The 17,427-nt window shown below is 48.8% G+C and carries 22 protein-coding genes, 3 tRNA genes and 1 pseudogene; 17 read left to right on the forward strand and 9 right to left on the reverse strand.

All coding sequences use genetic code 11. From position 1 onward, the window contains the following. Positions 1–38: 38 nt before the first annotated feature. The 3 genes from fliT to fliD are packed head-to-tail and all read right to left on the reverse strand — an operon-like array spanning position 39 to position 2,233. On the reverse strand, positions 39–410 hold the full coding sequence (gene fliT, locus GFC06_RS13560) for a flagella biosynthesis regulatory protein FliT (RefSeq protein WP_003030458.1): 372 nt from the start codon (positions 408–410) through the stop codon (positions 39–41). Beyond that, positions 410–817, reverse strand: coding sequence for a flagellar export chaperone FliS (gene fliS / locus GFC06_RS13565; protein ID WP_047502078.1), 408 nt, complete (start codon positions 815–817; stop codon positions 410–412). Before fliS ends, fliT begins: the two co-directional genes overlap by 1 nt. Before the next feature lie 15 nt (positions 818–832). After that, positions 833–2,233 carry a flagellar filament capping protein FliD gene (gene fliD / locus GFC06_RS13570; protein ID WP_047502080.1) on the reverse strand — a complete coding sequence of 467 codons (1,401 nt, stop codon included), beginning with the start codon at positions 2,231–2,233 and terminating at the stop codon, positions 833–835. Positions 2,234–2,488: 255 nt separating this feature from the next. Between fliD and GFC06_RS13575 the strand changes: the two genes are divergently transcribed. From GFC06_RS13575 to sdiA, 8 genes are all read left to right on the forward strand, one after another. After that, the gene (locus GFC06_RS13575; RefSeq protein ID WP_047502082.1) at positions 2,489–4,102 is read left to right on the forward strand and encodes a flagellin N-terminal helical domain-containing protein; all 1,614 of its coding nucleotides are present in this window, start codon (positions 2,489–2,491) and stop codon (positions 4,100–4,102) included. A 162-nt stretch (positions 4,103–4,264) separates the two neighbouring features. After that, positions 4,265–4,984, forward strand: a complete 720-nt coding sequence (gene fliA, locus GFC06_RS13580) for an RNA polymerase sigma factor FliA (RefSeq protein ID WP_016153479.1) — start codon at positions 4,265–4,267, stop codon at positions 4,982–4,984. Positions 4,985–5,041: 57 nt separating this feature from the next. After that, complete coding sequence (fliZ, locus tag GFC06_RS13585; protein WP_016153478.1) at positions 5,042–5,593, forward strand: flagella biosynthesis regulatory protein FliZ; 552 nt, start codon at positions 5,042–5,044, stop codon at positions 5,591–5,593. A 100-nt stretch (positions 5,594–5,693) separates the two neighbouring features. Then, the gene (gene tcyJ, locus GFC06_RS13590; RefSeq protein ID WP_016156835.1) at positions 5,694–6,494 is read left to right on the forward strand and encodes a cystine ABC transporter substrate-binding protein; all 801 of its coding nucleotides are present in this window, start codon (positions 5,694–5,696) and stop codon (positions 6,492–6,494) included. Between the two features lie 106 nt (positions 6,495–6,600). After that, positions 6,601–7,587 carry a D-cysteine desulfhydrase gene (gene dcyD, locus GFC06_RS13595; protein WP_151222570.1) on the forward strand — a complete coding sequence of 329 codons (987 nt, stop codon included), beginning with the start codon at positions 6,601–6,603 and terminating at the stop codon, positions 7,585–7,587. Between the two features lie 21 nt (positions 7,588–7,608). Next, positions 7,609–8,277, forward strand: a complete 669-nt coding sequence (tcyL, locus tag GFC06_RS13600) for a cystine ABC transporter permease (RefSeq protein WP_003030474.1) — start codon at positions 7,609–7,611, stop codon at positions 8,275–8,277. Then, positions 8,274–9,026 carry an L-cystine ABC transporter ATP-binding protein TcyN gene (gene tcyN / locus GFC06_RS13605; RefSeq protein ID WP_003030477.1) on the forward strand — a complete coding sequence of 251 codons (753 nt, stop codon included), beginning with the start codon at positions 8,274–8,276 and terminating at the stop codon, positions 9,024–9,026. Before tcyL ends, tcyN begins: the two co-directional genes overlap by 4 nt. A gap of 231 nt (positions 9,027–9,257) precedes the next feature. After that, on the forward strand, positions 9,258–9,980 hold the full coding sequence (gene sdiA / locus GFC06_RS13610) for a transcriptional regulator SdiA (RefSeq protein ID WP_016156833.1): 723 nt from the start codon (positions 9,258–9,260) through the stop codon (positions 9,978–9,980). Between the two features lie 66 nt (positions 9,981–10,046). Here the strand turns inward: sdiA and GFC06_RS13615 are convergent, their stop codons facing one another. Then, entirely contained in the window at positions 10,047–10,271 is a 225-nt protein-coding gene (locus GFC06_RS13615) for a DUF2594 family protein (protein ID WP_016153474.1), read from the reverse strand. Between the two features lie 19 nt (positions 10,272–10,290). Continuing rightward, the gene (locus GFC06_RS23600; RefSeq protein ID WP_418135068.1) at positions 10,291–10,434 is read right to left on the reverse strand and encodes a hypothetical protein; all 144 of its coding nucleotides are present in this window, start codon (positions 10,432–10,434) and stop codon (positions 10,291–10,293) included. A gap of 295 nt (positions 10,435–10,729) precedes the next feature. Between GFC06_RS23600 and uvrY the strand changes: the two genes are divergently transcribed. The 6 genes from uvrY (at position 10,730) to GFC06_RS13645 (ending at position 14,270) form a co-directional block, all read left to right on the forward strand. Then, the gene (uvrY, locus tag GFC06_RS13620) at positions 10,730–11,386 is read left to right on the forward strand and encodes a UvrY/SirA/GacA family response regulator transcription factor (protein ID WP_006684079.1); all 657 of its coding nucleotides are present in this window, start codon (positions 10,730–10,732) and stop codon (positions 11,384–11,386) included. Next, the gene (gene uvrC / locus GFC06_RS13625) at positions 11,383–13,215 is read left to right on the forward strand and encodes an excinuclease ABC subunit UvrC (protein ID WP_141875345.1); all 1,833 of its coding nucleotides are present in this window, start codon (positions 11,383–11,385) and stop codon (positions 13,213–13,215) included. The genes uvrY and uvrC overlap by 4 nt, the downstream gene beginning before the upstream one ends. A 55-nt stretch (positions 13,216–13,270) precedes the next feature. Beyond that, positions 13,271–13,819, forward strand: coding sequence for a CDP-diacylglycerol--glycerol-3-phosphate 3-phosphatidyltransferase (pgsA, locus tag GFC06_RS13630; protein WP_016153472.1), 549 nt, complete (start codon positions 13,271–13,273; stop codon positions 13,817–13,819). 151 nt (positions 13,820–13,970) lie between these two features. Further along, positions 13,971–14,046: transfer RNA gene (locus GFC06_RS13635), tRNA-Gly, on the forward strand. A 51-nt stretch (positions 14,047–14,097) separates the two neighbouring features. Next, positions 14,098–14,171, forward strand: a tRNA-Cys gene (locus GFC06_RS13640). 12 nt (positions 14,172–14,183) lie between these two features. Continuing rightward, positions 14,184–14,270: transfer RNA gene (locus tag GFC06_RS13645), tRNA-Leu, on the forward strand. A gap of 258 nt (positions 14,271–14,528) precedes the next feature. On the opposite strand, the gene GFC06_RS23605 is transcribed toward GFC06_RS13645, so the two are convergent. Together GFC06_RS23605 and cspH are read right to left on the reverse strand one after the other, a co-directional pair. Then, a complete protein-coding gene (locus GFC06_RS23605) occupies positions 14,529–14,618 on the reverse strand; it encodes a hypothetical protein (protein ID WP_016153471.1) in 90 nt (29 codons plus the stop codon). Between the two features lie 65 nt (positions 14,619–14,683). After that, positions 14,684–14,896 carry a cold shock-like protein CspH gene (gene cspH, locus GFC06_RS13650; RefSeq protein WP_049040548.1) on the reverse strand — a complete coding sequence of 71 codons (213 nt, stop codon included), beginning with the start codon at positions 14,894–14,896 and terminating at the stop codon, positions 14,684–14,686. A gap of 297 nt (positions 14,897–15,193) precedes the next feature. Between cspH and cspA the strand changes: the two genes are divergently transcribed. Continuing rightward, a complete protein-coding gene (cspA, locus tag GFC06_RS13655) occupies positions 15,194–15,409 on the forward strand; it encodes an RNA chaperone/antiterminator CspA (RefSeq protein WP_016153470.1) in 216 nt (71 codons plus the stop codon). A gap of 394 nt (positions 15,410–15,803) precedes the next feature. On the opposite strand, the gene GFC06_RS23250 is transcribed toward cspA, so the two are convergent. Then, positions 15,804–15,974, reverse strand: coding sequence for a YnfU family zinc-binding protein (locus tag GFC06_RS23250; protein WP_162835200.1), 171 nt, complete (start codon positions 15,972–15,974; stop codon positions 15,804–15,806). A 131-nt stretch (positions 15,975–16,105) separates the two neighbouring features. Here GFC06_RS23250 and GFC06_RS13660 point away from each other — a divergent pair. Next, positions 16,106–16,240: pseudogene (locus GFC06_RS13660) on the forward strand (IS30 family transposase); the annotation flags it as partial. A gap of 58 nt (positions 16,241–16,298) precedes the next feature. Here GFC06_RS13660 and arsH read toward each other — a convergent pair. Next, positions 16,299–16,997, reverse strand: a complete 699-nt coding sequence (gene arsH, locus GFC06_RS13665) for an arsenical resistance protein ArsH (RefSeq protein ID WP_016153469.1) — start codon at positions 16,995–16,997, stop codon at positions 16,299–16,301. Positions 16,998–17,083: 86 nt separating this feature from the next. Between arsH and GFC06_RS13670 the strand changes: the two genes are divergently transcribed. Further along, positions 17,084–17,404 (forward strand): transcriptional regulator, encoded by a 321-nt coding sequence (locus GFC06_RS13670; protein ID WP_016153468.1) that lies wholly within the window; start codon positions 17,084–17,086, stop codon positions 17,402–17,404. Positions 17,405–17,427: the final 23 nt, after the last annotated feature.

Consider the following 17,427-nt stretch of genomic DNA (forward strand, 5'->3'; position numbering starts at 1 on the left):
CTCTGGAGTATGGAAGATTATTCAGACGAGACGGGAAATTATTGTGGGGCAGTGGGGGCGTCGGGAACTAACAGCATGCCGGAAAGACGGCCATAAGCGTTATTTAGCGTCTTTTGGCGCGTCGACTGACCGATGAGATTGCTGAGTTCATCCAGACGCTGCTGCAACAATGTTTTGAGCAGTTGTTCGTTATCCAGCGTCTGTTTAATGTACCCGGCCACTAAATCCTGAATACTTCGCGTAATGCCTGGTGGAGTTTGCTCTTCCATGACCACTTCAATACTTTGCAGATAGGTAACTTCCTGTTCCAGTAAAAGGTCCCATTCACCGCGCTGCGCCAGTTCCAGCAGTGAGTGACTGAGCAGCGCGATGCGCTGCCAACGGTTGATAAACTCCACGGCTGAGGTCATTAACGAGACTCCTGGGAAGATGCTTTCGGTGAGATCTGTTTCCAGGCATCTGCAATGTTGCCGAGTAACCCTTCGACTTCTTCAATGGCCTGACAATCATTACGCAAGTTAGCTTGCAGTAAACGGCGAATCATATAGTCGTACAGTGAAGACAGATTGGTGGCAATTTCGCCGCCATTCTCTTGATCAAGCCCTGCCTTCAGGCCATTGTCGATAATATTAATGGCTTTACTTAACGCCTCACCTTTGGCGACGATATCACCCTGTTGCATAAACAGGCGAGCGCGCACCAGGGCGCTGTTCGCACCATCAAACAACATTTCAATCAGCTGATGTGGACTGGCGCTCATCACGCCACTCTCTATGCTGACCTGTGCATAGGCTTTGGTACCGCTCGCGGTATACATGCTTACCTCGTGTTATCAGGAATTGCTCATCGCCGTAAATTGTTGGCTCAGATAGGTACTGGTGTTGTTGAGCTTGCTCATCATGGTGTCTAACTGCGTAAACTGTGCCGTGTAACGGGCTACTGTATCTTCAATACTGGCACTAACCGACAGATACTGTTTGGTCAGTTTTTTCAGCGTGGCATTAATGCTGTCTTGTGCACTGTCAATGATGCCGTCATCAGCTAAATAGCTTTTTACTTCGGTGGCAATTTTGGTGGTAATACCGGTTTCTTTGCCGTCGCCGACCAGTAATTCACGTACGGATGCTGTATTTTCGTTCAGCGCCTTTTTAAGCTTGTCATCATCAATTTTCAGCTTGCCAGTTGCGCCGTCCTGCTTGATGCCGATTTCATTTAACGTTTTGAATGCGCCTTCACTCGCACCATTAGCAAATTGTGCACGGATACCTGTTTGAATGGTGCGAACGACACTGTCGCCAAGGAGTGCACCATTACTTTTATCCTGTTCTTCTGCACCAGGATCAACGGCTTTGTATTTGGTCAGCGTATTAAAGGTATCAAGCAGAGAATTATATGCATCCACCCAGCCTTTAATGGCTTCCGTGGCTTTCTCATTACTTTTCGTTACGGTGACACGTGCGTCAGTGACTTTTTTGGTTAGTTCCAGCGTAACACCCTGAGGTGCATCGGTGACTTTGTTGCTCTGACGCTCAATATCAATACCATTCATCGTGAGCTTGGCGTTCTGGGCCTGAACCAGCTCGGTCATTTTTCCTGTACCGGTCGCGCTGTCGTAAGCCAGCATATCGTTAAGCTTGCTGTCGCCCTCAACAGAGATGGTCATCTTGCTGTCCATACCTTCGGCTGCGGTCAGTACAAGACGGAACTCTTTTTCATTAACTTTAACAATACTGGCTGAAATACCACTATCAGTATCGTTTATCGCTTTGCTGATATCGTCAAGTGTGGTCTTGTCTTGCGAGAGTTTAATCTCCAGCGGTTCTTTACGGCCAGGTTGTTCAATCTTTATGGTTCGGCTAGCGGAACCGTTACCCAGCGCATCTTTGCTAGAGGATACGTTAGCAGTGCTCAAAGATTGCGCCTGAGCCAGTTGTGTGACGCTGATGGTATATATACCTGGCGCTGCCCCAGCCTCAGTGGAAACTTTTAGATCTTCAGTGCTACTGGTAACGGTAGTACTTCTAAATAATTCGGCTTTATTAAGTGCAGTATTTGCTGTCTGGAATTTTTCCAATGAGCTTTTTAATGTGCCATAAGCTGTCAGACGAGATGTATTGTCGCTCTGTTGTTGTGTGATTGGGTTTAAGCGTTTTTTCTCAGCGATGGTCAGATTCGTTAGCAATGTATCCAGCGGCAGATTTGAACCGACGCCCAGAGAAGTAAATGAAGCCATGCCTAATTCCTTTTGATTGCAAACAGTAGTTAAGCGGGTTATCGGCAATCTTCGCGCAAAGTTTAATGATAGTTTTGCAAAAATAATGCGCAGAATAGTGGGGCATATTGCGGGTATTTCTGGGGCTAAGAAAAAAGAGGGCGGAAAGTAAAAATTTTCTAAAGTTCGAAAATAAGGTGCCGATACATGGGTTACGGTGAGAAACCGTGGGCAACAGCCCAATAACATCAAGTTGTAATTGATAAGGAAAAGATCATGGCACAAGTCATCAATACAAACAGCCTGTCGCTGTTGACCCAGAATAACCTGAACAAATCTCAGTCTTCTCTGAGCTCCGCTATCGAGCGTCTGTCTTCTGGTCTGCGTATCAACAGCGCGAAAGACGATGCTGCTGGTCAGGCGATTGCAAACCGCTTCACCTCTAACATCAAAGGCCTGACTCAGGCGTCCCGTAACGCCAACGACGGTATCTCCGTTGCACAGACCACTGAAGGCGCGTTGTCTGAAATCAACAACAACCTGCAGCGTATCCGTGAGCTGTCCGTTCAGGCAACTAACGGTACTAACTCAGATTCCGACCTGAACTCTATTCAGGATGAAATTACCCAGCGTCTGAGCGAAATTGACCGCGTATCCGGTCAGACTCAGTTTAACGGCGTGAAAGTACTGGCCGCTGACCAGACTATGAAAATCCAGGTTGGTGCTAACGATGGCGAAACCATCGAAATCCAACTGGACAAAATTGATGCTAAGACTTTAGGTCTGGATAGCTTCAGCGTGGCTCCGGGTAAAGTTCCGACTTCCTCATCTGTTGCACTGAAAAGCGAAGCAGCTTCGAAATTTACTGATGTAAACTCCACAAATGGTTCTGTTAATGGTGTAGCTGGAGCTGGTTTTGGTGCCGACTTTAAAGATGCTGCAACTGGCGGGATTACTGATTATTTCAAATCTGCGGTAACCACAGGTGATACTACAGATGCACTAGGTGGGGCATCTGAAGTATTTAAAATTGAAGTTGATGGCCAAACTCACTTCGTAGCACAAGCTGCTGATGCTAAGACCGCAAGTTATACTCTGTTAGAGCAAGATGGATCTGGCTACAAAAAAGTTCAGGCTAAAGTTAATGGTGTTGATACTGATGTCCAGTTAGCGAACTTTGGTGGGCGTGTTACTGCATTTGCCAATGATGCAGGTAAAGCTGTTGCTGTCGATGTATCCAGTAAAACTGTTGGTAAAGCTTTGGCATTCAATGATTCTCCAATGTCGGTATATGTGGACGGGAAAAACCTTGAAGTCCGTCAAGTACTGGACAAAGATGGTAAAGCTATTGCGGATACCTATGCAGCCAAAACCGCCGATGGTAAATACCTGGCCGTCAATGTGGACAAAACAACTGGCAACACTTCTGTAATCAAAGATGCTGATGGCAAAAATGTTGAGTTTGCATTAGGCAATGATGGAAGTGCTAAAACTATCGTTCGTGATGGCGATAAAACATACGCTACCACTTTAGGCGCTTTGGGGGGGGCTCCAACGGCGGCAGCTACTGATAAAACGAAAGAATTGACCGCAAGTGATTTGAAATCTATCAGTACTTCTAATCCACTGGAAAAACTGGATTCAGCGCTGGCCAAAGTTGACAAACTGCGTAGTTCTCTGGGTGCGGTGCAGAACCGTTTCGATTCTGCTATCACTAACCTGGGCAACACAGTAAACAACCTGTCTTCTGCACGTAGCCGTATCGAAGATGCTGACTACGCGACCGAAGTGTCTAACATGTCTCGTGCTCAGATCCTGCAACAGGCGGGTACTTCTGTTCTAGCACAAGCTAACCAGACCACGCAGAACGTTTTGTCTCTGCTGCGTTAATTTACACTTATCGCGCAAACCCCGCTCTGGCGGGGTTTTTTACATTCAGCTTTACCCGTAACCCCCAAATAACCCCTCATTTCACCCACTATTCACCCGATTAAAACCCCTGCAGAAACGGATAATCATGCCGATAACTCATTTAACGCAGGGCTGTTTATCGTGAATTCACTGTATACCGCTGAAGGTGTAATGGATAAACACTCGCTGTGGCAGCGTTATGTACCGTTGGTGCGTCACGAAGCATTGCGCCTTCAGGTGCGTTTGCCGGCGAGCGTAGAACTGGATGACCTGCTACAAGCGGGCGGCATCGGGTTATTGAATGCAGTCGACCGATATGACGCTTTGCAAGGAACGGCATTTACCACTTACGCAGTGCAGCGTATTCGTGGAGCGATGCTGGACGAACTACGTAGCCGGGATTGGGTGCCGCGTAGCGTTCGGCGCAATGCTCGCGAAGTGGCACAGGCGATGGGGCAACTGGAGCAGGAATTAGGGCGTAACGCGACGGAAACCGAAGTGGCGGAGCGTCTGGCTATTCCTGTGCAAGAGTATCGTCAGATGTTGCTTGATACCAATAATAGCCAACTCTTCTCCTACGACGAGTGGCGGGAAGAGCATGGCGATAGTATTGAGCTGGTGACGGAAGAGCATCAGCAGGAAAACCCGTTACAGCAGCTACTTGAGGGTAACCTCCGCCAGCGCGTGATGGACGCGATCGAAGCGTTGCCGGAACGCGAAAAGCTGGTGTTAACGCTGTACTACCAGGAAGAGCTGAATCTGAAAGAGATTGGCGCGGTACTGGAAGTGGGGGAGTCACGGGTTAGCCAGTTGCACAGTCAGGCCATCAAACGTCTACGCACCAAGCTGGGTAAGCTATAGGGGTACATCATTACCCCTGAACAATGCCGCATTACGAATTGACTACCAGGAGTTCTCATGACGGTGCAGCAATCAAAAAGACGGCCTCTAAGCCGCTACCTCAAAGATTTCAAACACAGCCAGACGCATTGCGCCCATTGCTTTAAGTTGCTCGACAGGATCACGCTGGTTCGCCGCGGGCAAATTGTGAATAAAATCGCCATCGCCCGACTGGACACGTTGCTGAATGAAGCAGAGTGGGAACAGGAGAAAAAAGAGTGGGTGGCGCTGTGTCGTTTTTGTGGTGATTTGCACTGCAAAGAGCAGAGCGACTTTTTTGACATTATCGGCTTCAAGCAATTTTTATTCGAGCAGACCGAAATGAGTCACGGCACGGTACGCGAATACGTTGTGCGCCTGCGTCGCCTCGGGAATCATCTGACCGAACAAAATATCTCTCACGATCTGCTGCAGGAAGGGTTTCTCGACGAAAACCTTGCCCCGTGGCTACCGGAAACCAGCACCAACAATTACCGCATCGCCTTGCGTAAGTATGAGCAGTTTAAAGCCCATACGCATATGGGACATATGCAGAAATCCTCCTGGACAGCCAGTTCTGATATATATTAAAAACGAATAAGGTGTAACAGAGTCGTGTTTGTGGATCACGGCAAACGCTTTACACTGTAGTCATAAATGATAGTCACTAATGACAATATTTGGGGTAACTATGAAATTAGCACTTCTGGGACGTCAGGCTCTGATGGGTGTAATGGCTGTTGCACTTGTCGCCGGAATGAGTGTGAAGACTTATGCAGATGAAGGTCTGTTAAATAAAGTTAAAGAGCGCGGCACGCTGCTGGTGGGCCTGGAAGGGACCTATCCCCCGTTTAGTTTTCAGGGCGATGACGGCAAGCTGACCGGTTTCGAAGTGGAGTTTGCCGAGGAACTGGCCAAGCATCTCGGAGTGAAAGCCACGCTGAAGCCGACCAAATGGGACGGTATGCTGGCTTCTCTTGATTCCAAACGCATTGACGTGGTCATCAACCAGGTGACTATCTCTGATGATCGTAAGAAAAAATACGATTTCTCTACCCCGTATACGGTCTCTGGTATCCAGGCGCTGGTGAAGAAAGGCAATGAAGGCGTTATTAAGACTGCTGCCGATCTGAAAGGTAAAAAAGTCGGCGTGGGTCTGGGAACCAACTATGAAGAGTGGCTGCGCCAGAACGTGCAGGGCGTGGATATTCGTACCTATGATGATGACCCGACCAAATATCAGGATCTGCGTGTAGGTCGTATCGACGCCATCCTGGTTGACCGACTGGCCGCGCTGGATCTGGTGAAAAAAACCAAGGATACGCTGGCCGTTACCGGTGAAGCATTCTCCCGCCAGGAGTCCGGCGTGGCGCTGCGTAAAGGCAATGAAGATCTGCTGAAAGCGGTGGATGCAGCCATTGCTGAAATGCAGAAAGACGGTTCGCTGAAAGCCCTGTCTGAAAAATGGTTTGGAGCAGATGTGACGAAATAATCGTCATCTGATGAAAAAAGGCGCCTTTAACAGCGCCTTTTTTTATTTCATTGCGCCTGAACGTGCATAATAAAAGAACATCACAACAACGAATACCGGAGGCTGTATGCCGCTGCATAATTTAACGCGCTTTCCACGTCTGGAATTTATTGGCGCGCCAACGCCACTCGAATATCTTCCGCGCCTCTCAGATTATCTCGGGCGTGATATTTTCATTAAACGCGATGACGTCACGCCGATGGCTATGGGCGGCAATAAGCTGCGTAAGCTGGAGTTTCTGGCCGCAGACGCGCTGCGTGAAGGCGCGGATACGCTGATAACCGCGGGTGCGATTCAGTCTAACCACGTTCGTCAGACGGCGGCGGTCGCCGCTAAGCTTGGCCTGCACTGCGTGGCGCTGTTGGAAAATCCGATAGGCACCACTGCCGAAAACTATCTCACCAATGGCAACCGTCTGCTGTTGGACCTGTTTAATACGCAGATTGAAATGTGCGATGCGCTTACCGACCCTAATGCACAGCTGCAGGATCTGGCGACGCGGATTGAAGCGCAAGGGTTCCGCCCGTATGTGATCCCGGTTGGGGGTTCCAATGCACTGGGTGCGCTGGGCTATGTGGAAAGTGCGCTGGAAATTGCCCAACAGTGTGAAGGGGCCGTTTCGCTCTCTTCCGTAGTGGTGGCCTCGGGCAGTGCGGGAACCCATGCCGGACTGGCCGTGGGCCTGGAGCAATTGATGCCAGACGTCGAACTCATCGGCGTGACCGTCTCACGCAGCGTGGCGGATCAAAAGCCCAAAGTTGTTGCATTGCAGCAGGATATTGCCAGGGAGCTGGAACTGACGGCCTCAGCGGAAATCGTGTTATGGGACGATTATTATGCGCCGGGCTACGGTACGCCAAACGAAGAGGGCATGGAGGCGGTAAAACTGCTGGCGCGTCTGGAAGGCATTTTGTTGGATCCGGTGTATACCGGCAAGGCGATGGCGGGTCTGATTGATGGCATCAGCCAGAAACGCTTCAAGGATGAAGGGCCAATTCTCTTTATTCATACTGGTGGGGCACCTGCGCTGTTTGCCTACCATCCTCACGTGTAACGACCAGGTAGAAAAACGCTAATGCATGAAAGTATCCAACTGGTGATTGATTCTCTGCCGTATCTGCTCAAGGGCGCAGTGTTTACGCTGCAACTGAGTATCGGTGGGATGTTCTTTGGCCTCGTGCTGGGGTTTATCCTGGCGCTGATGCGTCTGTCGCCGCTGCTGCCTGTGCGCTGGCTGGCGCGCTTTTATATCTCTATCTTTCGCGGAACGCCGTTGATTGCCCAGCTGTTCATGATCTATTACGGTCTGCCGCAGTTTGGTATTGAGCTTGATCCTATTCCGGCGGCGATGATTGGCTTATCGCTTAATACGGCGGCCTACGCAGCGGAAACGCTGCGTGCGGCAATCTCCTCCATCGACAAAGGGCAGTGGGAAGCGGGTGCCAGTATTGGTATGACGCGGTGGCAAACCATGCGCCGGGCAATCCTGCCGCAGGCTGCGCGGGTTGCGCTCCCACCGCTGAGTAACAGCTTTATCAGCCTGGTGAAAGACACCTCTCTGGCCGCGACTATTCAGGTACCGGAACTGTTCCGTCAGGCGCAGTTGATTACCTCGCGTACGCTGGAGGTATTCACGATGTATCTGGCAGCCTCGTTGATTTATTGGGTGATGGCGACGGTGCTTTCTGCACTGCAAAACTATTTTGAAGAGCAACTGAATCGCCAGGAGAGAGAGCCGAAATGAGTGCTATCGAAGTCAGAAACCTGGTCAAAAAATTCCATGGGCAAACGGTGCTGCATGGGATCGATCTTGACGTCAAACCCGGTGAAGTTGTGGCGATTATCGGGCCGAGCGGTTCGGGCAAAACGACGCTGCTGCGCAGCATTAATTTGCTGGAGCAACCCGAGGCGGGCACCATTAAGGTGGGTGAGATTACCATTGATACCGCGCGTTCGTTAACTCAGCAGAAAGGTCTGATTCGTCAGTTGCGCCAGCACGTGGGCTTTGTGTTCCAGAACTTTAATTTGTTCCCGCATCGCACGGTGCTGGAAAACATTATTGAAGGTCCGGTGATTGTTAAAGGCGAACCGAAAGCCGAAGCGACAGCCCGAGCGCGCGAACTGCTGGCGAAAGTAGGGTTGGCCGGTAAAGAAACTAGCTATCCGCGGCGTTTGTCCGGCGGGCAGCAGCAGCGCGTGGCTATTGCCCGGGCATTGGCGATGCGACCTGAGGTTATTCTTTTTGATGAACCGACCTCCGCGCTTGATCCTGAACTGGTTGGTGAGGTACTTAATACCATCCGCCAACTGGCGCAGGAAAAACGCACCATGGTGATTGTGACGCATGAAATGAGCTTTGCGCGCGACGTTGCCGATCGGGCGATATTTATGGATCAAGGACGGATAGTGGAGCAGGGGCCCGCTAAATCCTTATTCACGCATCCGCAGCAACCGCGAACCCGTCAGTTTCTTGAAAAGTTTCTGATGCAATAAATAGTGCATGCAGCACTCGTCGAAATTGTTTTTTGACGAGTGTTGTTCGCATAACTATTTATAATTATTGCTTTATTATTAACTCCCAATACTGTTACTTCCTGCCGTCGTTGAGTAATGCTCAAGTAATTGACCATTTGTCCGATAATTTGCATATATAAAATACATTTATGTGTTAGCTTGTTTCATATGTTTGGATGATTATCAATCTCAGGGGTATTACCACTTAGTATGCAGGGTCATGATTTCTTCACCTGGCGACGGAGTATGCTGTTACGCTTTCAGGAAATGGCGACGGCAGAGGATGTCTATAATGAATTACAACAACAGACGCAGCATTTAGAGTTCGATTTTTACGCGCTCTGTGTTCGTCATCCCGTACCTTTTACCCGACCTAAAACGTCGCTTCACACGACCTATCCCAAAGCATGGGTGGCGCATTATCAGTCCGAGAATTATTTCGCTATTGATCCGGTGCTGAAGCCTGAAAACTTCAGTCAGGGGCATTTACCCTGGAACGATACCTTATTTCGCGATGCACAGCCCCTGTGGGATGCCGCGCGCAATCACGGTTTACGTAAAGGGATGACGCAATGCTTAATGTTGCCTAATCGGGCGTTGGGTTTTTTATCGGTATCGCGTGCGAGTGTCCGTAATAGTCGCTTTGCAAACGATGAGGTAGAGCTCAGGATGCAACTGCTGGTGCGGGAAAGCTTGTCGGTACTGACGCGGCTGCAAGATGACATGGTCATGGCGCCAGAGATGCGCTTTAGCAAGCGGGAAAAAGAGATATTGAAATGGACGGCAGAGGGGAAAACCTCTTCAGAGATAGCGATAATTCTGTCGATTTCTGAAAATACCGTTAACTTTCACCAGAAAAATATGCAAAAGAAATTTAATGCACCCAACAAAACGCAGATCGCCTGTTATGCCGCGGCAACCGGGCTGATCTGAGTAAATTATCGTTCTGAGTGTCAGACGCAAACCCGGCTGAGAGCATCGCTGTCAGCCGGGTTCTTATTACTGGCGGTAGGCCTGTTTAATTTGCTTAACAGTGCTGGAAAATACCGCAGCCTGTGATTGATCTTCAATCAGCGCGATCTGTTTTTCCATTTTAAGAATCACGCGCCCTGCATCGGCTTGGCCCATTGCCTGCAGCATCAGCGTTAACATGGCTTTCAGGCAGGTGACTTCGTTGGCCAGTTCCTGGTTATTCTCAGCAGTGGAAAAGTCAGGCGTACTCATTTATTTTCCTCGTTATGTTTCAATGAAAAAGTGCGATGTCAAATCTTAAGGCGCCGGAGTATACCATAAGCGAGGCTAAAAATATCAGCGGTTGTTTTCTGCGCAAACATAAGCCGCGGACATTAAAATAAACAACATGTTGCACTGCATATATTTTCTCCATCTGTTGTTTATTTCGAGTATTTTACTCGTTAATTATTGTTACAACTTTAGCTGCCTATTTTGCATTCAACGGACGAATATGAATTTTTTGTCACTATTCTGAAACAGCTATGCAGATATAACCGTGGCAAAAGGTTGCCATAACAGAAAGTTTCCACTCGTCGTACCTTCTAATTTCCAAAAACGAGAGCAAAATCGAAAGACGGCGATTTTTACATTTCAAAGTTGAGATAAAACCCGTTAACATAGGACCGATTAACTATCGGTAGCGTTATCCCTATTCTGGAGATATTCCTTTGATCAACGTTTTTCTTGTTGATGACCACGAACTGGTGCGCGCAGGGATACGACGCATTCTTGAAGATATAAAAGGCATTAAAGTTGTCGGCGAGGCGTGCTGCGGTGAAGATGCGGTAAAATGGTGCCGCTCAAATTCCGTTGACGTTGTGCTGATGGACATGAATATGCCCGGTATTGGTGGCCTTGAGGCAACGCGTAAAATTGCGCGTTCAACGGCTGACATTAAAGTGATCATGCTGACTGTCCATACCGAAAACCCGTTACCTGCAAAAGTCATGCAGGCGGGAGCCGCGGGCTATCTCAGTAAGGGGGCTGCGCCCCAGGAGGTCGTGAGTGCGATTCGTTCGGTTTATTCTGGCCAACGTTATATTGCCTCCGATATCGCTCAGCAGATGGCGCTTAGCCAGATTGAGCCTGAGAAAACGGAAACCCCGTTTGCCAGTTTGTCTGAACGTGAGTTGCAGATTATGCTGATGATCACCAAAGGTCAGAAGGTCAATGAGATCTCAGAGCAACTGAATCTTAGTCCTAAAACGGTGAACAGCTATCGCTATCGAATGTTCAGTAAATTAAACATTCACGGCGATGTTGAGCTGACTCACCTGGCAATTCGCCATGGCCTGTGTAATGCGGAGACATTAACAAGCCAGTGACCGATCAGTTTGATGCCAAAGCGTTCCTGAAAACCGTGACCAGTCAGCCCGGCGTTTATCGTATGTATGATGACGCCGGGACGGTCATCTACGTCGGGAAAGCGAAAGACCTGAAAAAAAGGCTTTCCAGCTACTTCCGTAGCAACCTCGCATCGCGTAAGACCGAAGCACTGGTCGCGCAAATACAGCAGATTGATGTCACGGTAACGCACACCGAAACCGAGGCGTTATTGCTTGAGCACAACTACATCAAGCTGTATCAGCCGCGTTATAACGTTTTGCTGCGCGACGATAAATCCTATCCTTTTATTTTCCTCAGCGGCGATACCCATCCTCGCCTGGCAATGCATCGTGGGGCCAAGCATGCCAAAGGCGAGTACTTTGGACCGTTTCCTAACGGCTACGCTGTACGCGAAACGCTGGCGTTGCTGCAGAAAATCTTCCCTATTCGTCAGTGCGAAAATAGTGTTTATCGCAATCGCTCGCGGCCCTGTCTGCAATATCAGATTGGCCGCTGCCTCGGTCCGTGTGTGGCGGGCCTGGTGAGTGAGGAAGAGTATGCGCAGCAGGTTGATTACGTTCGTCTGTTCCTGTCCGGGAAAGACGATCAGGTATTAACGCAGCTGATCGCCCGGATGGAAAAAGCCAGCCAGAATCTCGAGTTTGAAGAGGCTGCCCGCATTCGTGACCAAATTCAGGCCGTACGCCGCGTGACCGAAAAACAGTTTGTCTCTAATACCGGAGACGATCTGGACGTCATCGGCGTGGCGTTTGACGCTGGCATGGCCTGTGTGCACGTGCTGTTTATTCGCCAGGGTAAAGTGTTAGGCAGTCGTAGCTATTTCCCGAAAGTACCAGGTGGAACAGAACTCGGCGAGGTCGTTGAAACCTTTGTCGGACAGTTTTATCTGCAGGGAAGTCAGATGCGCACCTTACCCGGTGAGATCCTGCTCGATTTTAATCTTAGCGATAAAACCCTGCTGGCAGACTCTCTGTCTGAGCTGGCCGGGCGGAAGATCAACGTTCAGACGAAACCGCGAGGCGATCGCGCGCGGTATCTGAAGCTGGCGCGTACCAACGCGGCGGTGGCGTTAACCACAAAACTTTCCCAGCAGTCGACCATTACTCAACGCCTGACGGCGCTGGCATCAGTACTCAAGTTACCCGCAGTGAAACGCATGGAGTGCTTTGATATCAGCCACACGATGGGCGAGCAGACGGTAGCCTCCTGCGTGGTATTCGATGCCAATGGACCACTGCGCGCCGAGTATCGCCGCTATAACATCACGGGTATTACGCCGGGTGATGATTATGCGGCAATGAATCAGGTTCTCCGTCGGCGCTACGGTAAGGCGATTGAAGAAAGTAAGATTCCGGACGTCATATTGATCGATGGCGGGAAAGGTCAACTGGGGCAGGCGAAAGCCGTTTTTGCTGAGCTGGACGTTCCCTGGGACAAACAGCACCCGCTTTTGTTGGGTGTGGCAAAAGGGGCCGATCGTAAAGCTGGCCTGGAAACGCTGTTCTTTGAGCCGGAAGGTGAGGGCTTTAGCCTTCCGCCGGATTCGCCTGCATTGCACCTTATCCAGCATATCCGCGATGAATCTCACGATCATGCGATTAGCGGGCACCGTAAAAAACGGGCGAAGGTGAAAAGTACCAGCACGCTGGAGACTATTGAAGGTGTCGGGCCGAAGCGTCGGCAGATGTTGTTGAAATATATGGGCGGTTTGCAAGGTCTTCGTAACGCGAGTATTGAAGAAATTGCAAAAGTGCCGGGTATTTCGCAAGCTCTGGCAGAAAAGATCTTCTACTCGTTGAAACATTAGGCCCTCTGTAGCAACATAGGGGTAATTTTACTGACAACAGATAGTTATCCGTCATATGCAATTTAATATCCCTACGTTGCTCACGCTGTTTCGCGTCATCCTGATCCCATTCTTTGTATTGGCTTTTTATCTGCCATTCACCTGGGCTCCCTTCGTTTGTGCGCTGATCTTCTGTATTGCGGCGGTCACCGACTGGTTTGACGGCTATCTGGCGCGTCGCTGGAACCAAAGCACGCGTTTTGGCGCCTTCCTCGATCCGGTCGCTGATAAGGTACTGGTGGCTATCGCGATGGTGCTGGTGACCGAGCACTATCACAGTTGGTGGGTAACGCTTCCTGCCGCCACGATGATCGCGCGTGAAATTATTATCTCTGCGCTGCGTGAGTGGATGGCTGAACTGGGTAAACGTAGCAGTGTGGCGGTGTCCTGGATCGGCAAAGTGAAAACCACTTCGCAAATGGCCGCGCTCGCATGGCTGCTGTGGCGTCCAAATATTTGGGTAGAGTACGCCGGGATCGCACTTTTCTTCGTCGCCGCGATACTGACGTTGTGGTCAATGTTCCAGTATTTGAGCGCTGCGTGGGGAGATTTGCTTGAACAGTGATCGTTTCGGCGCAAATTTCAGCAAACGATCGTCAGTGGTGAAAAATATCGTTGACTCATTGCGTCAGGTAAGTAGAATGCAACGCATCGAACGGCAGCACTGATTGCCAGACGATAACAAAATCAAGTGATTAACAAAGTTACTTGGTGATGCGGGAATAGCTCAGTTGGTAGAGCACGACCTTGCCAAGGTCGGGGTCGCGAGTTCGAGTCTCGTTTCCCGCTCCAAATTAAAGACATCGGCAATAGCGGATGTTGGCTGAAAAGCCAGAAGATTTCGGCGCGTTAGCAAAGCGGTTATGTAGCGGATTGCAAATCCGTCTAGTCCGGTTCGACTCCGGAACGCGCCTCCAATTTCTTCCCGAGCCCGGATGGTGGAATCGGTAGACACAAGGGATTTAAAATCCCTCGGCGTTCGCGCTGTGTGGGTTCAAGTCCCACTCCGGGTACCATGGGAAAGAAAAGAATAATCAAAGCAATAAGCAGTGTCGTGAAACCACCTACGGGTGGTTTTTTTGTGTCTGAAATTTCCTGCTTCTCGCGCAGCGAACCTTCAAGATCAGAAATCCCCTGGCTTTCATCCTTTGTGCATTAAAGGCATTTGGGGTGTAACGCAGCATATCACCCTGACGGGCGCAACACAGATACGCCAACGCTATTGCAACTCTTACCGGTCTATTTGCACCATCAATATGCGGTGAACTAACAGATTAGATGAAAACAAGCAGAGTCACTATCAGCGTGCAGCATGAGCTCTTAAGGCCTGTCAGCCAGTCGTTGAGATAGATTTTCTGATACATATGAAACTCTCCCTGTTTTGAAATTCTTTTTTATGATTTCAGAAGTCAGGAGGGGCGGCTACAGGTCATGAGAGATAAACGTTCGCAGCCGAGGGGCCTCGAAGACCATTTATTCGACAAAACTCAACGCGTAATCCGGGGATGAGTACTTCTGAGTCACGGAGACTTAAGGCTGAAATGTGAAGCTGTACATCTTTGCGACCATCGGAGGGGGAGATAAGGCCTTTACCGCTCTTGCAGTCAAAGGCTTTGACAATTCCTGTCATTTTACGAGACAAAAAAATTCCTTAAAGCTAATAACGTGTTGCACTATACACATACCCCTGGATAATGCCAGAAATATTTTTCAGCAATCGTGAGATCTGGATAGCTAAAATAAACATTGATTATTATATACGCCCGTGCGTTAATGGTCGCGTCGGTTTGAAGAACAGACAAAATACAAAGTAGTTTACTAAAGCAGTTCTCATTTCAGGTGTTTTATATTTATCCCTTCTTTGAGTCTCCCCACTAAGCACTAAGTAGTTTCTGTAATAAAACCATGTTCGCCGGAAGGCCAAATGAAGGAATACAAAATGTCAAAAAAGATGAATGGTTTAGTAAAATGGTTTAATGCCGATAAGGGATTCGGTTTTATTTCTCCTGTTGACGGTAGTAAAGATTTATTTGTACATTTTTCTGCTATCCAGAGCGATAATTTCCGCACCTTGTTTGAAGGGCAAAAAGTCTCTTACTCCATTGAGAATGGTACTAAAGGTCCGGTTGCTGGCAATGTAGTTATTACAGAGTAAATCCTTTTTTTGTCTGTATGCGATAACGAAGAAGGCTAAAGCCTGAGTAGACATACTGACAAAAGCAATGAATGTATTGTTGGGTCAGTAGAGATGAAATGTTACTGATCCGGCATTCAGGGCAATGGTCAGCATATTTCATCTCTCTTTTGCATGAGAAAGTATGCTGACCATTGTGATTACGTGTAGGTTCGCTGCACGAAAAGTCTAACCACTTGCTTTGCACGACAACATACGCAAGAGGATAGCTTTTCCCAGATATCACCATAATTTTTATTTTTTAAATATGAAAATACTAAACCCGCAGCCAGCGGGTTTTCTGTTATCTGTAGCTTGATAAATATTAAAATACAGAGGTGGTGATTCTGTTCCAGAAATAGAGTCTAAAACGGATTCAGGCTGCTTCTTTTTGGTTTGTCTGGAATACTTTATTGCAATGAGGACAGATTAAAAGAGAACCTTTTTGTACTCTTGAAAAACTGTGTTCAGATTGTTGGGTGCAGTTTGGGCAGGTGCATTTGACAAGATAGTTGCGGCGTGATTTAGAGTCTTTACGTTCTGACATAGGCTTTTCCTTGAGTGGATGAACTTCAACCATACCCTAACTTGTCCAAAAAATCTTAACTTTATGATGTTTTGGATATGTAAATATAAAGAAAAGGTATCGCAAAGAGCCTGATGATAAGGGCGGCTTCCCAAATTTATTTCTGTAATCCTCAATCTCCCTGGCTGCGTGGTTCTAATGAAAATACGAACAGATTGCTCAGACAGTATTTTCCAAAAGGAGCTGGCTTATCGGTTCGCAGCCAGCAAAGAATTAACATTGTTGCATCCAGCGGTTGAACGCACAGCAAAAAGCGGACGTTTTTGAGCTCAGTAAAAAAGGACTTTATATTTTCGCCTGATTGACGCGGGATGAAAGCTCCTGATGGCTCTCTTTTCGTTCGCTGTAGCGATCAGCAAGGTAATCGGTTTGCCCCTTGAGCAGCAGCGTGATTTTAAACAACTCCTCGGCGACATCGACGATACGATCATACCAGGACGAAGGTTTCATTCGCCCGTTCTCATCGAATTCTTGCCAGGCTTTGGCTACTGAGGACTGGTTAGGGATCGTGAACATCCTCATCCAGCGCCCAAGGATACGCATCTGGTTCACGGCGTTAAAAGACTGCGACCCGCCGCAGACCTGCATCACCGCCAGTGTTTTACCCTGTGAAGGGCGAACGGCCCCTTCGCTTAAGGGTATCCAGTCGATCTGTGCCTTCATCACCGCACTCATTGCCCCATGCCGCTCCGGGGAACTCCACACCATCCCATCACACCATCTGACCAGCTCGCGCAGCTCGGTGACTTTTGGGTGCGTATCTGGGGCATCATCCGGCAGGGGTAAACCTGAGGGGTTAAACAGTCTTACTTCCGCTCCCATCGCCGTCAGCAGGCGTCCTGCTTCTTCTGCGGCAAAACGACTGTAAGAACGCTCTCTTACCGAGCCATACAGGATCAGTATGCGTGGCGGCTCCTGGAGCTGCAGGCGTTCAGCAATCTGCTGATCGAAGCAATCAGCATTCAGTGCAGGAAAGTGTTCCATTTTTTACTCCTCCGGAATGTTCTGTGATTTCAAATTCAACACATATGATTTATCATATGTGTATTCTAAAGGGAACGGAGTAAAAAATGCTACAGCCTGTTCAGCTTTTTAAAATCCTGTCGGATGAAACCCGTCTCGCGATTGTTATGCTTCTCCGGGAATCCGGCGAACTGTGCGTATGCGATATATGCGCGGCGACCTCTGAATCACAGCCTAAAATTTCTCGCCACATGGCTATTCTGCGTGAAGCAGAGCTGGTGCTTGACCGCCGGGAAGGCAAATGGATTCACTACCGTCTGTCTCCCCACATGCCAGCGTGGGCCGCTGAGACGATCACGACGTCCTGGCAGTGTCTGAGGAAAGATGTGGGTGAATGGCTGAAAAAATCAGCCTGCACATCCTGTTGAGAGAATTTGTCATATTCACATAA

This window comes from Citrobacter braakii (assembly GCF_009648935.1).
Classification (GTDB): Bacteria; Pseudomonadota; Gammaproteobacteria; order Enterobacterales; family Enterobacteriaceae; genus Citrobacter; species Citrobacter braakii.

What these genes read in the sequence shown, in the direction of transcription:
- fliT (WP_003030458.1), bottom strand. Translation starts at nt 410, where the DNA reads ATGACCTCAGCCGTGGAGTTTATCAACCGTTGGCAGCGCATCGCGCTG.
- fliS (WP_047502078.1), bottom strand. Translation starts at nt 817, where the DNA reads ATGTATACCGCGAGCGGTACCAAAGCCTATGCACAGGTCAGCATAGAG.
- fliD (WP_047502080.1), bottom strand. Translation starts at nt 2,233, where the DNA reads ATGGCTTCATTTACTTCTCTGGGCGTCGGTTCAAATCTGCCGCTGGAT.
- GFC06_RS13575 (WP_047502082.1), top strand. Translation starts at nt 2,489, where the DNA reads ATGGCACAAGTCATCAATACAAACAGCCTGTCGCTGTTGACCCAGAAT.
- fliZ (WP_016153478.1), top strand. Translation starts at nt 5,042, where the DNA reads ATGACGGTGCAGCAATCAAAAAGACGGCCTCTAAGCCGCTACCTCAAA.
- tcyJ (WP_016156835.1), top strand. Translation starts at nt 5,694, where the DNA reads ATGAAATTAGCACTTCTGGGACGTCAGGCTCTGATGGGTGTAATGGCT.
- dcyD (WP_151222570.1), top strand. Translation starts at nt 6,601, where the DNA reads ATGCCGCTGCATAATTTAACGCGCTTTCCACGTCTGGAATTTATTGGC.
- tcyL (WP_003030474.1), top strand. Translation starts at nt 7,609, where the DNA reads ATGCATGAAAGTATCCAACTGGTGATTGATTCTCTGCCGTATCTGCTC.
- tcyN (WP_003030477.1), top strand. Translation starts at nt 8,274, where the DNA reads ATGAGTGCTATCGAAGTCAGAAACCTGGTCAAAAAATTCCATGGGCAA.
- sdiA (WP_016156833.1), top strand. Translation starts at nt 9,258, where the DNA reads ATGCAGGGTCATGATTTCTTCACCTGGCGACGGAGTATGCTGTTACGC.
- GFC06_RS13615 (WP_016153474.1), bottom strand. Translation starts at nt 10,271, where the DNA reads ATGAGTACGCCTGACTTTTCCACTGCTGAGAATAACCAGGAACTGGCC.
- GFC06_RS23600 (WP_418135068.1), bottom strand. Translation starts at nt 10,434, where the DNA reads ATGGAGAAAATATATGCAGTGCAACATGTTGTTTATTTTAATGTCCGC.
- pgsA (WP_016153472.1), top strand. Translation starts at nt 13,271, where the DNA reads ATGCAATTTAATATCCCTACGTTGCTCACGCTGTTTCGCGTCATCCTG.
- GFC06_RS23605 (WP_016153471.1), bottom strand. Translation starts at nt 14,618, where the DNA reads ATGTATCAGAAAATCTATCTCAACGACTGGCTGACAGGCCTTAAGAGC.
- cspA (WP_016153470.1), top strand. Translation starts at nt 15,194, where the DNA reads ATGTCAAAAAAGATGAATGGTTTAGTAAAATGGTTTAATGCCGATAAG.
- GFC06_RS23250 (WP_162835200.1), bottom strand. Translation starts at nt 15,974, where the DNA reads ATGTCAGAACGTAAAGACTCTAAATCACGCCGCAACTATCTTGTCAAA.
- arsH (WP_016153469.1), bottom strand. Translation starts at nt 16,997, where the DNA reads ATGGAACACTTTCCTGCACTGAATGCTGATTGCTTCGATCAGCAGATT.
- GFC06_RS13670 (WP_016153468.1), top strand. Translation starts at nt 17,084, where the DNA reads ATGCTACAGCCTGTTCAGCTTTTTAAAATCCTGTCGGATGAAACCCGT.